The sequence below is a fragment of the Leucobacter chromiireducens subsp. solipictus genome (assembly GCF_016758195.1).
GTDB classification, from domain to species: Bacteria; Actinomycetota; Actinomycetes; order Actinomycetales; family Microbacteriaceae; genus Leucobacter; species Leucobacter solipictus.
The window spans coordinates 156,283-171,034 of record NZ_QYAC01000004.1 but is presented as its reverse complement, the minus strand read 5'-3'; the positions used below and the strand labels follow the sequence as shown (position 1 = coordinate 171,034).

Genomic DNA, 14,752 nt, shown 5'->3' with positions numbered 1-14,752 from the left:
CCCGCGCATGACCCGAACGGTGCCCGAGTGTCCGCGGTGGGCGATCAGGGGATGCCGCTGCGGGTAGACTGTGGGGATGCCCCGGCGCTACCGGTACGGGGCCGAAGGGGAGGTGTTCGGGTGGCGATCCTGGACGGAATCGACGGGCCACGAGATCTCGACGCCCTCACACCCGAGCAATGCCGGTCGCTGGCGGCCGAGATCCGAGAGTTCCTGATCGCCGAGGTCGCGAAGACGGGCGGACATCTCGGGCCGAACCTGGGCGTCGTGGAACTCACCATCGCGATGCATCGCGTCTTCGAATCGCCCCGTGACCCGATCGTCTTCGACACCGGGCACCAGAGTTACGTGCACAAGCTCCTGACGGGTCGGCGTGACTTCGAGATGCTGCGTCGCCGCGGGGGCCTCGCGGGGTACCCGCAGCGCAGTGAGTCCGAACACGACATCGTGGAGAGCTCGCACGCGTCGAGCTCGCTGAGCTGGGCCGACGGGATCTCCCGCGCGTTCCACCAGACGGGACAGGCGGATCGGCACGTGGTTGCGCTCGTCGGCGATGGCGCGCTTACCGGGGGGATGACCTGGGAAGCGCTCAACAACATCACCGATGACAACGACCGCAACCTCGTGATCGTCGTCAACGACAACGGGCGCTCGTACGCACCGACCATTGGCGGGATGGCGCGCTTCCTGAACTCCGTCCGGTCGAAGGAAACGTACCGTGACCTTCAGGAGGGCAGCGAGAAGCTGTTCTCCCGCTTCGGCCGCCCCGGCCGCACCATCTATCGCGGTGCGCGCGGCGCGCTGCACGGCTTCCTCAGCCGCGCGAGCAACAACGAGCACCTGTACTCCAACCTCGACATCAAGTACCTGGGCCCGGTCGACGGCCACGATCTCGTCGCCGTCGAAGAGGTGCTGCGACAGGCGAAAGGCTACGGCCGGCCCACGCTCGTCCACGTCATCACGGAGAAGGGGCGCGGCTACGCCCCCGCGGAGAACGACGAGGCGGATCAGTTCCACTCGGTCGGTCAGATCAACCCCGGCAACGGGGAACCCGTTTCCGTGTCTCGGGGACGCAGCTGGACCGGTGTGTTCCGCGAGCGGATGGTCGAGCTCGCCGACGAGAACGAGCGGATCGTGGCACTGACGGCGGCGATGCTCGCTCCCACGGGCCTCGACGCGATGGCGGAGAAGCACCCGAACCGGGTGTATGACGTGGGCATCGCCGAGCAGCACGCCGTGACGAGCGCCGCGGGCCTCGCCTACGGCGGGCTGCACCCGGTGGTTGCCGTCTACGCCACCTTCATGAACCGTGCCTTCGACCAGCTGCTCATGGACGTCGCCCTGCACCGTGCCGGCGTGACGTTCGCGCTGGATCGTGCCGGCCTGACCGGCCCCGATGGTGCCAGTCACAACGGCGTGTGGGATCTCGCGACGTTGCAGGTGGTTCCGGGGATCCGGATCGCCGCCCCGCGCGACGAGGCGACGCTGCGTGAGCTGCTCGGCGAAGCGACCGCGATTGACGATGGCCCGACGGTCGTGCGCTACCCGAAGGGTTCCGTGGGTGAGCCGCTGCCCGCGATCCGGCGGACCGCAGACGGGGTCGACGTGCTGCGCGAGGTGCCGCCGGAGGTCGAAGAGCGCGACGTGCTCTTCGTCACCGTGGGCCCGATGGCAGCCATTGCGCTTGAGGCGTCCGCGTTGCTCGAGGCGCAGGGGATCTCCTCGAGCGTGATCGACCCGCGGTGGGTCGTGCCCGTGGCGGATTCCGTCGTCGAGCTGGCCCGTTCGCACCGCCTGGTGATCAGCATCGAGGACGGGATCCGCGTCGGCGGTGTGGGGACCCGGATCCGGCAGGCGCTGCGCGACGCCGAGGTGGATACCGCCGTGAGCGAGCTCGGGACCCCCGACGAGTTCCCCGAACACGCGAGCCGCGAGGAGCTGCTCGCGGACGCGGGCCTGACCGCGGAACGGATCGCGGCAGACGCGTCCGCACAGGTGCGCGGGGTCAAGATCCCGATCGCGCGGCCCGAGCCGCGACCGCAGGCGAGCGCGTAACCCCGATGGCGGGGCGGCGCGGTCCACGGTTTCCGGTGCTCGAGCCGCTCGTATTGCCGCATCTGGAACCGGCCGGCGACGTGGGGCCCCACGCCCGGCACGACTACGACGGGATCGCCTTCCCCGAGCTCGACCTGGCCGCGGGGGACCTCGACGGCGCGAGCTTCACCGAGTGCTCGTTTCCCGGGCTCACGGGGGAGTCGCTCTCGCTGCGCGGGAGCCGATTCGCCGAGACCGCGATCACGGCCGTGAACGTGCCCACGGTGCGCGGCAGCCGCGCGCTGCTCCGCGATGTTGAGTGGCGGGGGTCACGGGTGGGCGCCCTGGACTTCGCGGACAGTGGCGTGCGTTCGACGCTCTTCGCCGAGAGCAAGTTCGGCTGGGCGGGATTTCGTGCTGCGCGGCTTACCCGAGTAATTTTCCGCGACTGCGTCTTCGCGGAGCTGGATTTCACCGGAGCGACACTCGAGGGTGTCTCGTTTGAGAACTGCCGCACCGAATCCTTGGAGGTGAACGCCTCGTCCCTCAGCAGCGTTGACCTCCGTGGGCTCACGATTCTCGGCACGGTGAGCGACGCGAAGGCGCTCCGCGGAGCGACGATCAGCGCAGCGCAGGCCGCGTCGCTGACCCGCGTGTTTGCCCAGCACCTAGGGATCGCCGTCGACGACTGAGGGGCGGCCAGCGCACTGCGCCGACCGCCCCTCATGCAGACGTTCGCCCCGCGACTAGCCCGCGGCCGCGATTCGGGGATCGTGGAACGTCGCGCCGAACACGCGCTCGCTCGCGCCCACCCGGTCAAGGTACGGGGTCGCGCCGCCGGCCTGGAACGGCCACCCCGCGCCCAGGATGAGGCAGAGATCGATGTCCTCGGCGGCCGCGACCACGCCCTCATCGAGCATGATCTTGATCTCGCCGGCGAGCTCATCTTCAACGCGCCGCAGGATCTCGGCCTCGGTGACGGCGGTGGAGCCGAGCTTCAGCGCCTTCTTGCCGGCCTTCGACAGATCCTCGACCTTGCCCTGCTTCGACTTCACCAGGGGTGCCTCGACGTCGGCGAGGGCGTGCAGGTTCGGGGACGCGTAGAACCGTTCGGGGAAGGCACCGACCATCGTGTCCTGCACGTGCGCCGCAACCTTCCATCCCACCAGGTCGATGAGCTCGAAGGGACCCATCGGGAGCCCGATCGGTGCGAGCGAGCGTTCGACGACGGGGAGCGGCGTCCCCTCATCGAGCGCGCGCGCCGCCTCGCCCATGACCTTCGCGAGGAGTCGATTCACCACGAAGCCGGGGCGATCCGCCGTGATCACGGCGCTCTTGCCGAGCTTCCGGGCGACGCCCATCGCGGTCGCGAGGGTGGCGTCGTCGGTTGCGGGGGTCTTCACGACCTCAATGAGCGGCATGACGGCGACCGGGTTGAAGAAGTGGAAACCGACCAGGCGCTCCGGGTGCGTGAGCTTCGCACCGATCTCCTCGACGGAGAGTGAGGAGGTGTTGGTGGCGATGACGGCGGTCTCCGAGATGATCGGCTCGATCTCGGCGAACACCTGCTGCTTCACGCCGAGTTCCTCGAACACGGCCTCGATCACCCAGTCGCAATCCGCGAACAGCGCCTTGTCGGTCGTGCCACTCACGAGCGCCTTGACCTGGTTCGCGTCGTCGGAGCTGAGACGTCCCTTCTCGGCCATCTTGTCGATCTCGCCGCGGATGTAGTCGAGGCCCTTGTCGACCCGCGACTGATCCAGGTCCGTGATGACCACCGGCACGCGGAGCTTCCGAGCGAAGAGCAGGGCGAACTGGCTCGCCATCAGCCCGGCACCGATCACGCCCACCTTCTTGACAGGCTTCGCGTGCTCCTTATCCGGGGCGCCCGCGGGGCGCTTCGCGCGCTTCTGCACCAGGTCAAAGGCGTAGATCGACGCGACGAACTGGTCTCCGGCAATGAGCTCGGTGAGGGCGTCGTCCTCACGCTCGAAACCGCGCTCCAGGTCGTTGTCCTTTGCGGCGCTCAGCAGATCCAGCGCTATGTACGGCGCTTTCGCCGCGGTGCCGATGCGAGCCTTCAACGTGTCCCGCGCGATCTTGATCGCGGCCGGCCACTTGGTGAGCCGCTCAAGCTTCCCGGGAACGTGCGGGCGGGCCACCTTCGTCTTCCCCGTGAGTACCCCGTCCGCCCAGGCGAGCGACTCCTCGAGGAAGCTCGCGGCACCGAACATGGTGTCGAACAGGCCCATCTCCGTGGCCTGTTTCGGCTTGAGCGTGCGGTTGTTCTTCAGCGGGTTCGAGACGATGACCTCGAGCGCCTGCTCGATCCCGATCAGGTTGGGCACGATCGTCGCGCCGCCCCAGCCCGGGATGATCCCGAGGAAGACCTCCGGGAACGCGATCGCGGCCGCCGAAGCGTCCACCGTGCGGTAGGTGCAGTGGAGGGCGATCTCGACGGCACCGCCGAGTGCCAAACCGTTCACGAACGCAAAGGAGGGCACCCCGAGCGTGCTGAGCTTGCCGAGAATGTGGTGCCCGTACTGCGCCATCAGCCGCGCGTTCTCGGCCGTTGCGAGCGTCGAAACCTTCGAGAGGTCCGCGCCCGCGGCGAAGATGAACGGCTTGCCGGTCACGGCGACCGCGGCGATCTCGCCGGCGGTGGCGCGCGCGGTGAGGTCGTCGAGCACGCGGCCGAGCGCCTCGAGCGTGCGCGGACCCAGCGTGTTCGGTCGGGTGTGATCGCGCCCGTTGTCGAGCGTGATGAGCGCGAGCGTGCCGCCGGAGGGCAGGGTCACGTCGCGGACGAAGGACTCGGTGATGACCTCGTCGGCCGACGCCGCGAGGAGCGGAGCGAAGTCGATGCTGCGGTAGTCAGTCATGGCGTGTTACTTGCCCTTCTTGCCGTCGAAGTGGGGGTTCTCCCAGATTGCGGTGCCGCCCTGGCCGAGGCCAACGCACATTGCGGTGACGCCGTAGCGAACGTCCGGGCGCTGCTCGAACTGGCGTGCGAGCTGGATCATGAGGCGAACGCCCGATGCCGCGAGCGGGTGGCCGATCGCGATCGCGCCGCCCCACGGGTTGACCCGGGGGTCCTCATCGGCGATCCCGAAGTGATCGGTGAAGGAGAGCACCTGGACCGCGAAGGCCTCGTTGAGTTCGAACAGGCCGATGTCGGAGATCGAGAGCCCGGCGCGCTTCAGGGCCTTTTCCGTGGAGGGGACGGGGCCGAGGCCCATGACCTCGGGCTCGACGCCGGCGAACGCGAAGCCGACGAGCCGCATCTTGGCACTCAGTCCCAGTTCCCGCGCCGTGTCCGCGCCGGCCATGAGCGACATGGTCGCGCCGTCGGTGAGCGGCGAGGACGTGCCGGCCGTCACGCGGCCGTGCGGCCGGAACGGGGTCTTGAGGCCCGCCAGGCCCTCCAGCGTGGTCTCGGGTCGGCGGCCCTCGTCCTCGGTGGCCAGCCCCCAGCCCGCCGCGGATCGGGTTGCCACCGGCACGAGGTCGGCCTGAATGTCGCCGCGGTCGTAGGCGGCCTGCACCTTGTGCTGGCTCAGCATGCCGAAGCGGTCAGCGCGCTCCTTGGTGAGCGCCGGGAAACGGTCGTGGAGGCGCTCGGCGGTGAGGCCCATGTTCAGCGCGTCCGGGCTCACGAGCTTCTCGGCCACGAACCGGGGGTTCGGATCCGCGTCGAGGCCCAGCGGGTGGCGTCCCATGTGCTCGACGCCGCCGGCAACCGCGATGTCGTACTGGCCGGAGCCGATCGCGGCACCCAAAAAGGAGGCGACGGTGAGCGCACCCGCGCACATCCGGTCCAGGGCGAACCCGGGGACCGTCAGGGGCACGCCGGCGAGCATGGATACCGTGCGACCGAGTGTCAGTCCCTGGTCGCCCTGCTGCGTGGTCGCCGCGATCCCGACGTCGTCGATGCGGTCGAGGGGAAGCGCCTCGTTCCGGGCGAGCAGCCCCTGCAGCGCCTTCACGGCGAGGTCGTCGGCTCGCGTTCCCGCGTACATGCCCTTGTCACCTGCGCGTCCGAAGGGGGTGCGCACCCCATCCACGAACACGACATCTCTCATTGCGGCCACTTCGCCTCCATCAGGTATGTGAATCTGCCTGACTCCATATTAGGGACGGAGTCTCAATCGTGGGGCATGCCGTGAGGGATCGGCGGAACTTTGCGGAAAACCGGGGTCGCGCTTATCGCAACTCTACAAAAGCGGCCGCGATAATTGGTGAGACAATCCCAAGCTGCCACTCCCGGGCACCGAGCTCCCTGAGACGCAGTGCGATGTTCTCGGCGCTCGGATCGGCCGGCGGACGCCAGACCAAGCGCCGGAGGTGATCCGGGGTGAGGAGATTCTCGATCGGAATGCCCTGGCGCTCAGCCTCTGCTTCCACGGCGGCGCGAGCCGCCGCCAGTCGCTCCGCCGCCTCCGGGTGCCGTTGCGCCCAGCCGCGGTGGTGCGGAATCGCGTCCGGATCGCGTGGCTTCGTGCCCGGCAGATCCTCGGTGGTTTTTCCGGCCAGCACCGCGCGCCACCACCGGTCCAGCTCGGTGCGGCTTGCCCGGCCCTTGAATGTGGCGAGTCGGGCGAGATCGTTCTTTGATCGGGGATTCGCGACCGCGGCCGCGACGACCGACGAATCCGGGATCAAGCGGCCCGGTGCCACGTCACGTTCGCGGGCGAGCTCGTCGCGAGCTAACCACAATTCCCGGGCGAGGGCGAGGCTGCGTGGCGATTTCAGGGCGTGGCCGCCGGACAGCTTGCGCCACGGCTCCGGGCTCTTCGGTTTCGCCGGTTTCGTGCGGACGGCCTCAAACTCCTGCCGCGCAAACTCGGCCTTGCCCTGCGCATCGAGGTCGGCGGCCACTGCGTCACGCAGGTCGGGAAGGAGCGCCACATCCAATGCGGCGTACTCGAGCCACGACTCCGGCAGCGGGCGCTGAGACCAGTCCGCGGCGGAGTGGGCCTTCTCCAGGTGGATGCCGAGCAGCTGTTCCACGATCGCGCCGAGGCCGACGCGCTCATAGCCCAGGAGCCGGGCGGCCAGTTCTGTGTCAAAGAGGCGGTCGGGGTGCAGACCGAGTTCGTCGAGGCAGGGAATGTCCTGGCTCGCGGCGTGCAGGATCCATTCCTCGTCGGCGAGTACCTCGGCGAGCGGCCCGAACGAGGAGATCCCCACCGGATCGAAGAGGAGCGGGGTCGTGCCGCGGCGATACACCTGAACCAGGTAGGCCTCCGAGCCGTACGTGAACCCGGACGCGCGCTCGGCGTCGACGCCGATGGGCCCGTCTCCGGCCGCAATCAGGGCGGCAGCGCGTTGCACGCCCGCATCGTCGGTGATCAGTGACCAATTGGTCTCGAGTTCCGACTGTTCAACCACGGGTATTGCGCTCCTCAGGTGACCGGCGCGTCCGTCGCGCCGAGATCGATTCGACTCCCTCTGCGTGGGGGAGACCGGCGAGTAAGCAAATGAGCTCTGACCAGGCTTCCGCGTGAGCGGAGAAGTCGGTGCCGAGCGGCGACCAGGAGGCGCGCAGCTCGATCTGAGCGGCATCGCCCCTCGACTCCAGCGTACCGAATCCACTCGAGATCGTCTTGGTGGCGGTGCCGGCGAGCGCCGTATGCCGCGCATCGCGCGTGTCGAGCGCATCGACGAGCCACGACCACGCGACATCGGAGATGAACGGATCGACCCCGATCTCGAGTTCGAGCGGCGCGTGCGCGAAGCACACGATCCGGAACGGGCCGCCCCACTCTTCGGTGGACGCCGGATCATGCATCAGGATGAGCCGCCCCGCCCCGTACGGGGAGTCGAGGGCGATGTCTGCGGCGTGCCCGCGACGGGGCCCGCGAGCCACTCCGGCGGCGAGCGCCATCGAATTCGGCGCGACCCGCTCGGGGGGCGCGATCTCCTGCGACACGAGCTCGCTGCGCAGCCGTGCGGTCCGGAGTTGCTCGGCGGCGACGCTGAACTCGAGCGCGGGTTCGCCGATCATTGCCATCACACTGGTGAGACTAGAGTTCCCCGCGAATCTTCCCGTGCAGCCACGCCGCGGAGTGTCGGATCGTCGTCGCGGCGGAGTGTCGGGGTGCGCGGCGGGGCCGGGGTCAGCGAAAGTGGAGGGTATGCGGAACTGGGAACGGGCGGTCGGCCGCGCGGTGGGAATCGGCGTGGGAGCGGCGGCCGTGGGCGCGGCCGGTCTCCTCGCGGGAGGCACGGCGCTCGCGCGCCGAGTGGTCACCCCGGAGGGCAGCACCGCGGAGCCGGTCACGATCACGCAGTTGACCCGCGACGAAGACCGGGTGATCGCCTGGCTCACGGGGCATCACGCGACGCTGCCGGGCCAGTACTCCCTGCTGTTCGACGAGGGGCGGGGTCACGCGCGGCTCGGTCCAGTCGTGCAGCGGACCGCGGCAGCGGTGGCGCGGGAGGTCATGCAGGTGGACCGGGGACGGCTTGCGCCCGGCACCCGCGGCCGGCTGACCGGGTGGTGGTACCCCGATCCCGAGTCGTTGGGGCTTGCCAGCTCGCGGATCACCTACCCCACCGAGCTGGGCGACGCCGAGGCCTGGGTGCTCAGGCCCAAGCGGGTCAAGCGCGGGCGCTGGGCGGTGCACGTGCACGGCCGCGGGGCGCTCCCCGAGGAGACGCTGCGCGGGGTCCTGCCACTGGCGCGCGCGGGGGTCACCAGCCTCGTGATCTCCTACCGCAACGATCCCGGCGCGCCAGCGGGTGAATTCGGCCGGTACGGGATCGGTGTCGCCGAAAGCCGAGACGTTGACGCGGCGCTGGCTGAGGTACGGCGACGCGGTGCCGATCGCGTCACCCTCGTCGGGTGGTCCATGGGCGGCACGGCCGTGCTCCGCTCTGCCACCACTGGGCCGTATGCCGCGCTGGTGGACGGCATCATTCTGGACTCGCCCGCCGTTGACTGGCCCGCGCTGTTGCGCCACCAGGCTGCCGGTGTTCCGGTGCCGCGACCCTTTGCGGACGTCGGGATCGAGCTGCTGCAGCGCGGCCTGGTGAAGGCGGGAGAACCCGGCGGGATCGACTTCCCGAGCCTCAGCCCGGAACGCGTTGCGGCGGCGTTGCCGGTGCCCACCCTGATCCATGCGAGTCGCGGCGACACCTTTGTTCCCAGTGCGGGTGCCGAGGCGCTCGCGGCGGCGCGGCCCGACCTGGTGCAGTTACGCCTCCAGCACGACGCGGAGCACGTGCGGTTGTGGAACACCGATTCGGTGGCCTGGGAACGCGTGACCGAGCAATTCGCGCGCGCGTTGCCGCGTCCGGGCTGGCGGGGAGAACTGCCGACGCCCCCGGTGCGGCTAGACTGATCCGCGATGTCCACTGAACAGCAGCACAGCGCCGCGCGCCTCGTCGACCGACGGCCCACCATCTCGGGAACAGAAATCGTGGCGACACTGGTGCCGCCGCGGCAGTTCGATCACGCCTCATTCGAGTCGTACCGGCCCGACCCGAACCATCCGTCACAGGCGGAGGCGCGGGACCTCCTGCAGGCCTTCGCCGGCACGGGAGCGCCCGTGGCTCGCGGCGGCGGGCTCTTCGGATTCGGTCGGAAAAAGCCCGCGGCCCCGGTGGAGACCCCGAAGCCCGGCGTCTACCTCGACGGCGGTTTCGGCGTGGGCAAGACGCACCTCCTTGCCGCGACCTGGCATGCGACGGCGGGCCGGAAATACTTTGGCACCTTCATCGAATACACCGCCCTGGTGGGGGCGCTCGGATACGCGGGTGCCGTCGGGGTGTTGCAGGGTGCTCGGCTGATCTGTATCGACGAGTTCGAGCTTGACGATCCGGGCGACACGATGCTGATGACCCGCCTGATCGGGGATCTCACCTCCACAGGCTCCAAGATCGTCGCCACCTCGAATACGCCCCCGAACGCCCTGGGCGAGGGGCGCTTCGCGGCCTCGGACTTTATGCGTGAGATCCAGGCGATGTCGGATCGTTTCCGCACGATCCGGATCGACGGCGTCGACTACCGGCAGCGCGATATCGAGGGGGACGCTCGCGTCCTCGAGCCGGACGCCTATCGCTTCGCGCTCGCGGACGTGGCAGCCGCTGGCGAGCGGATGACCGACGATGATTTCGCCGAGCTCACCGCACACCTCGCGACCGTGCACCCCTCCGCCTATTCCGGTCTCCTCACCGGCGTCGACTGCATCGGCATCCGCGACGTCCACGAGCTCACCGATCAGTCGGCGGCGCTGCGTTTCGTCGCGTTTATTGACCGGGTCTACGACGCGCAGATTCCGATCCGCGCGACGGGGCTCTCGCTCACGTCGATCTTCGGTGGCGGCATGATCGACGGCGGATACCGCAAGAAGTACCTGCGCTGCATCTCCCGGCTCAACGCGCTCACGGCGAGCGAGACTGCGGCATGAGCGAGTCTTCCGGGCGATGGGCGGAGTTTCTCCGCTCGTTCCTCGACGCGTTTCTGCGCGCCGCCCGGAAGGGGTCGACCCCGCCTCAGCAGGGGGCGGCCCGGCCCAAGCAGGGGACGATCCGCTCCGAGAAGGCCCAGCCGAAGCCGCGCCCGTCGCGCCCGGCATCCGCGTCCGGGACGTCGAGCGGTGCAGACTACTCGGAGAGTCCCGGCCAGTACGGTGCCGGCGCCACGCGCGACCTGACGCCGGCCGAGGCGCGCGGGCTGAGCGTCAGCTACGCGCCCCAGGTCGACGGCGACCCGGATCCTGGGGAGATCGTCTGGACCTGGGTGCCCTACGTGGAGAACGACGGCCGGGGCAAAGACCGGCCCGTGCTCATCATTGCCCGGCTCGACGCCGAAACGACGGCGGGCTGCTATCTCAGCACCAAGCAGCACCGTGGGTTTGTGTCGATCGGCGCGGGCCCGTGGGACAGCAAGGGGCGTGAGAGCTTCCTGTCCCCGGAGCGGCTTCTGCGCGTGACGCACGACGGTATGCGGCGCGAGGGCACCGTGCTCCCGCGGGAGCGCTTCGAACCCGCGGTCGCCGCGCTTCTGCGCGCCCGCGGCCTGGCCTAGCCACCCACACCCGGCCGGGTGCCGGCGCACAGCCTCAGTGCAGCTCAGCTCAGCTCAGTTCGGCTGTGACGGGTACTCGTGCGCGGTGAACGCTAGTGCACGGTGCAGAACGGGTGCCCGACGGGATCGAGATACACCCGGAATCCCTCCTGGGAATCAACGAGCCGAGCTCCCAGGTCGAGCAGCGGTGCCTCCGCCGCGGCAAGATCCGGCACCGCAATGTCCAGGTGCACCTGCTGGGCCCCAGCATCGCCTGGCCATTCCGGGGATTCGTAGCCCGGCACGAGCTGAAACCCGATGCGCAAACCGCCGCCGGGGAGGATCAGGTCGACCCAGTCGTCGCCGTCGGGCTCGATCACCCCGCCGAGCACGCCGCGATAGAACTCCGCCAGCACGGCCGGCTCGGGACAGTCGAAGATGACCCCGGTGAGGGAACCGATTGATCGTGCGTCGCTCATCTGCGATCCTCTCGTGCGCGTCGTGTCTCTAGTGTGGCCGGAAATCATGCTCGCGTCACCCCTCAGGCGCGCAGGCCCCCAGAATTCCTCACGACTTCCTGTTCAATTGCTTTTCAGAACCCCGGGAACGCGTCATAATGGCCACAAGCGGCCGAATCGTTCGGCAGCGCGTCTCACACGAAGGATGGGCAGATGAGCATCGAAGATCTGAGCAAGAAGGCCGGCGAAGTTGCGGGCAAGGTGGGGGAGTTCGCGAAGGAGAACGCGGATAAGGTCAGCGAGGCGCTGAAGAGCGATCAGGCCGAGTCGATCAGCGACAAGATCCTCGACGGTGCTGCAGACCTCGCCAACAAGGTGACCGGCGGCAACCACGCCGACAAGATCGCCGAGGTGCGCGACAACCTCGACGGCAAGATCGGCAACCAGTAGGTTCACGCCGAAACGGGCCGCGCCTCACTTCTGAGGCGCGGCCCGTTCGCGTGTGCGGGATCGCTCACTCCCGCACCACATCGTCTCGGAGCGCCGCGTAGACGAGGGTGTCCGTCCACTCGCCCTTGCTCCACCAGTTCTGCATGAAGTGCGCCTCACGCCGCATCCCCACGCGCTCGGCGAGGCGAGCCGAGGCGGTGTTCCGCGCATCGAGCTGTGCGACCACGCGGTGCAGCCCGGCCTCCCGAAAGGCCCAAGCGATGACGGCCGAGACCGCCTCGGTCGCGAAGCCGGCACCGCCCGCTGCGGGGTCGAGCACCCACCCGAGTTCCGCCTGGCCGCGCTCGGGATCCGTGAGCCAGAGCTGCACATCGCCGATCACCCGACCGTCGTGTTCGACCACAAGGGTCCTGGAGTGATCGATCCCCGACAGCGAGACCTGGGGGAGTCGCCGCGTGAGCGCGCGGTGGGCATCCTCGTGGGACCACGGCTCCTCAAGGAGATACCGGGCCACGCCGGGCTGGGAGTAGAAGCTGAGGAGCGATTCCGTGTCAGCACGCTCCACCGGGCGGAGGGTCAGCCGCTCGGAGGTGAGCTGGAATTCTGCGGCCTCCGGTAGCTCCCGCACAAAGTGACGGGTGCGCACGGAGGCGCCTGAGGGGGCGGTGTCCTCGCGGTCACCGAGGGACGCGAAGCCGGCTCGCTCCAGGCTCCGGATCGACGCCACATTGTCGGTGAGCGTGCGCGCGGTGAGCGAACGAATCCCGCTGCGCCGCGCGAACTCCGCGGCGAGCTCGATCGCCGCACCCACGCGCCCGCGTCCGCGGTGGTCTGGATCGAGCCAGAACCCGAGTTCTGCGGTGTTGCCTGTCGCGGTCTCCGCGACGTCGAAGACGACGAGGCTGCCGGCAAACGCATCGGTCTTCGGGTCCGCAATGGTGAGCACCGCGAGCGTGCCCGCCGCGAGGCCGTCGGCGATCGGCCCGTGAATGAGCGCAGTCACCGACTCCGGAGTGTATTCCGGCTCGGGAAGGTGGGCCCAGGCCCGCGTGACCGGGTCTTCGGTGCCGGCCGCGTACGCCGATGCATCGGCGGGAGACATACGGCGAAGCGTTGCGCGTGAGTTCGTGAGGGGCAGGACGGTGGGATCGAGCATTTCCTAAACTTAACATGGTTCGGTTAGTCTGAATCTGTGAGCTACTGGGAACACGCCAAACCGGTGCAGCGTCGACGCGCCGTGGACGCTGCCGCACTTGCCGATGCCGCGGTCAGGCTGCTCGACGCGGGTGGTCTCCGGGCGCTGACCGTCCGCGCGGTGGCCGCGGAGCTCGGGGTGACCCCGGCAAGCCTGTACTCCCGGGTGCGGGGGATCGACGACCTGTTCGATCTGGCATTGGATGCGGCGTTGGGTGCCGATGTCGATGATCTGCAGGCGCGCCCGGGCGAAGACTTCATGCAGCTCATGGGGGAGTACTACCGGCACCTCGTGGCGCACCCGTGGGCGGTGCAGGTCCTTGCGGCCCGGGCCCCGCGTGGCCCGCACTATCTGGCGCTCTCGGAGCGGATGGTGAGACTTCTCGAGGCCCGCGGAGTCCACGATCCGCTCGCGACCGCGTACACCGTCTCGAACTTCGTGATTGGGAGCGCCACGACCGCGTCAATGGCGTCCGCTGAGGTCGCTACTCCGATCCCACGCGAGCAGGCACCTCGGTACGCCGCACTTCACGCGGTGCAGAATCTGGATCCCGAACACTTGATGCACGCGGGACTTCGCGCGCTCCTCGCGGCGGGGCGGGTGCCTGCGGCTGATCCCGGACCTGAGGGGTAGGGGCCTCGCCGGGCATCTGACGCTCCGTGGGGGCCTGCGCGCGGGATAAGCTGTCGGCCATGACGACACGGGGCCTGAGCAATGGCGGTGGGGAAGTCGCTCGGAAGGCCCGTTCGCGGCAGCTACTCGGCGTGGACGATCCGATCACGAGCCCCGTCGACCGGGTGCTGGTGTGCGGCGTGAGTGGATCCGGCAAGACCACGCTCGCCCGCGCGATCGGCGTTCGCTGGGGGCTGCCGCACACAGAAATCGACGGCCTGTATCACGGGCCGGGCTGGGAGCCGCGCCCCGAGTTTCTTGCGGACGTGAGCCGGTTTGCGCGCGAGGCCCGCTGGGTGACGGAGTGGCAGTACACCAGCAAGGGGGCCGGTGAGATCCTGGAGCCGCGTGCGCAACTCGCGGTGTGGCTCGATTACTCTCGCCCGGTGGTGCGCTGGCGACTCTTTCGCCGCACCTTCGGGCGCGGGCTCCTGCGGACGCGGCTCTGGAACGGCAATCGCGAGGGGCCGGTGTGGCGCATGCTGTCGCGGGACCCCGAACAGAACATCATGGCCTGGCAAACGAAGACCCTGCACACCTGGCGTTCGCGGATGGCGGTGGTGCTCGCCAGGAACCCGGACCTCAGCGTGGTGCGGTTGCGCACGCCGCGAGAAACGCGGCGCTGGCTCGCGGCGCTCCCGGAGCGGCGGGCAGGGTAGGCGTGGCACTCTCGGGGCGGACGCGCAGCGTTCGCGAGTGCCGCGAGGTCACTGGTTCGTGGTGCAACGAAAAAGGGACCCGGCGAAGCCGAGTCCCTGTCTGTGCGCGATACTGGGATCGAACCAGCGTGGCACTCTCGGGGCGGACGCGCAGCGTTCGCGAGTGCCGCGAGGTCACTGGTCGTGGTGCAACGAAAAAGGGACCCGGCGAAGCCGAGTCCCTGTCTGTGCGCGATACTGGGATCGAACCAGCGTGGCACTCTCGGGGCGG

At 69.1% G+C, this 14,752-nt stretch carries 14 protein-coding genes; 8 read left to right on the top strand and 6 right to left on the bottom strand.

Annotation, left to right across the window (positions count from 1 at the left end):
* Positions 1-120 precede the first annotated feature (120 nt).
* Positions 121-2,055 (top strand): 1-deoxy-D-xylulose-5-phosphate synthase, encoded by a 1,935-nt coding sequence (dxs, locus tag D3230_RS08715; protein ID WP_202344644.1) that lies wholly within the window; start codon positions 121-123, stop codon positions 2,053-2,055.
* Between the two features lie 35 nt (positions 2,056-2,090).
* A complete protein-coding gene (locus D3230_RS08710; protein ID WP_202344643.1) occupies positions 2,091-2,726 on the top strand; it encodes a pentapeptide repeat-containing protein in 636 nt (211 codons plus the stop codon).
* 54 nt (positions 2,727-2,780) lie between these two features.
* On the opposite strand, the gene D3230_RS08705 is transcribed toward D3230_RS08710, so the two are convergent.
* From D3230_RS08705 to D3230_RS08690, 4 genes are all read right to left on the bottom strand, one after another.
* On the bottom strand, positions 2,781-4,916 hold the full coding sequence (locus tag D3230_RS08705; RefSeq protein ID WP_202344642.1) for a 3-hydroxyacyl-CoA dehydrogenase NAD-binding domain-containing protein: 2,136 nt from the start codon (positions 4,914-4,916) through the stop codon (positions 2,781-2,783).
* Positions 4,917-4,922: 6 nt separating this feature from the next.
* On the bottom strand, positions 4,923-6,125 hold the full coding sequence (locus D3230_RS08700; RefSeq protein WP_202344641.1) for an acetyl-CoA C-acyltransferase: 1,203 nt from the start codon (positions 6,123-6,125) through the stop codon (positions 4,923-4,925).
* A gap of 112 nt (positions 6,126-6,237) precedes the next feature.
* The gene (locus tag D3230_RS08695; protein ID WP_202344862.1) at positions 6,238-7,431 is read right to left on the bottom strand and encodes an HRDC domain-containing protein; all 1,194 of its coding nucleotides are present in this window, start codon (positions 7,429-7,431) and stop codon (positions 6,238-6,240) included.
* On the bottom strand, positions 7,418-8,047 hold the full coding sequence (locus tag D3230_RS08690; protein ID WP_202344861.1) for a DUF3000 domain-containing protein: 630 nt from the start codon (positions 8,045-8,047) through the stop codon (positions 7,418-7,420). Before D3230_RS08690 ends, D3230_RS08695 begins: the two co-directional genes overlap by 14 nt.
* Positions 8,048-8,171: 124 nt before the next feature.
* On the opposite strand from D3230_RS08690, the gene D3230_RS08685 reads away from it, so the two are divergent.
* The 3 genes from D3230_RS08685 to D3230_RS08675 are packed head-to-tail and all read left to right on the top strand — an operon-like array spanning position 8,172 to position 11,068.
* Entirely contained in the window at positions 8,172-9,380 is a 1,209-nt protein-coding gene (locus tag D3230_RS08685) for an alpha/beta hydrolase family protein (protein ID WP_202344640.1), read from the top strand.
* 6 nt (positions 9,381-9,386) lie between these two features.
* The gene (gene zapE, locus D3230_RS08680) at positions 9,387-10,448 is read left to right on the top strand and encodes a cell division protein ZapE (protein ID WP_202344639.1); all 1,062 of its coding nucleotides are present in this window, start codon (positions 9,387-9,389) and stop codon (positions 10,446-10,448) included.
* On the top strand, positions 10,445-11,068 hold the full coding sequence (locus tag D3230_RS08675) for a type II toxin-antitoxin system PemK/MazF family toxin (protein WP_237467241.1): 624 nt from the start codon (positions 10,445-10,447) through the stop codon (positions 11,066-11,068). Before zapE ends, D3230_RS08675 begins: the two co-directional genes overlap by 4 nt.
* 92 nt (positions 11,069-11,160) lie before the next feature.
* Here D3230_RS08675 and D3230_RS08670 read toward each other — a convergent pair whose 3' ends face one another.
* Positions 11,161-11,526, bottom strand: a complete 366-nt coding sequence (locus D3230_RS08670) for a VOC family protein (protein WP_202344638.1) — start codon at positions 11,524-11,526, stop codon at positions 11,161-11,163.
* Between the two features lie 192 nt (positions 11,527-11,718).
* Here D3230_RS08670 and D3230_RS08665 point away from each other — a divergent pair, with 192 nt between their 5' ends.
* Complete coding sequence (locus tag D3230_RS08665; protein WP_202344637.1) at positions 11,719-11,955, top strand: Rv0909 family putative TA system antitoxin; 237 nt, start codon at positions 11,719-11,721, stop codon at positions 11,953-11,955.
* 64 nt (positions 11,956-12,019) lie between these two features.
* Here D3230_RS08665 and D3230_RS08660 read toward each other — a convergent pair whose 3' ends face one another.
* The gene (locus tag D3230_RS08660; RefSeq protein WP_202344636.1) at positions 12,020-13,111 is read right to left on the bottom strand and encodes a GNAT family N-acetyltransferase; all 1,092 of its coding nucleotides are present in this window, start codon (positions 13,109-13,111) and stop codon (positions 12,020-12,022) included.
* 36 nt (positions 13,112-13,147) lie between these two features.
* On the opposite strand from D3230_RS08660, the gene D3230_RS16400 reads away from it, so the two are divergent.
* A complete protein-coding gene (locus D3230_RS16400) occupies positions 13,148-13,783 on the top strand; it encodes a TetR family transcriptional regulator (RefSeq protein ID WP_202344635.1) in 636 nt (211 codons plus the stop codon).
* A gap of 59 nt (positions 13,784-13,842) precedes the next feature.
* Positions 13,843-14,481, top strand: coding sequence for a P-loop NTPase family protein (locus D3230_RS08650; RefSeq protein ID WP_237467239.1), 639 nt, complete (start codon positions 13,843-13,845; stop codon positions 14,479-14,481).
* Positions 14,482-14,752 lie beyond the last annotated feature (271 nt).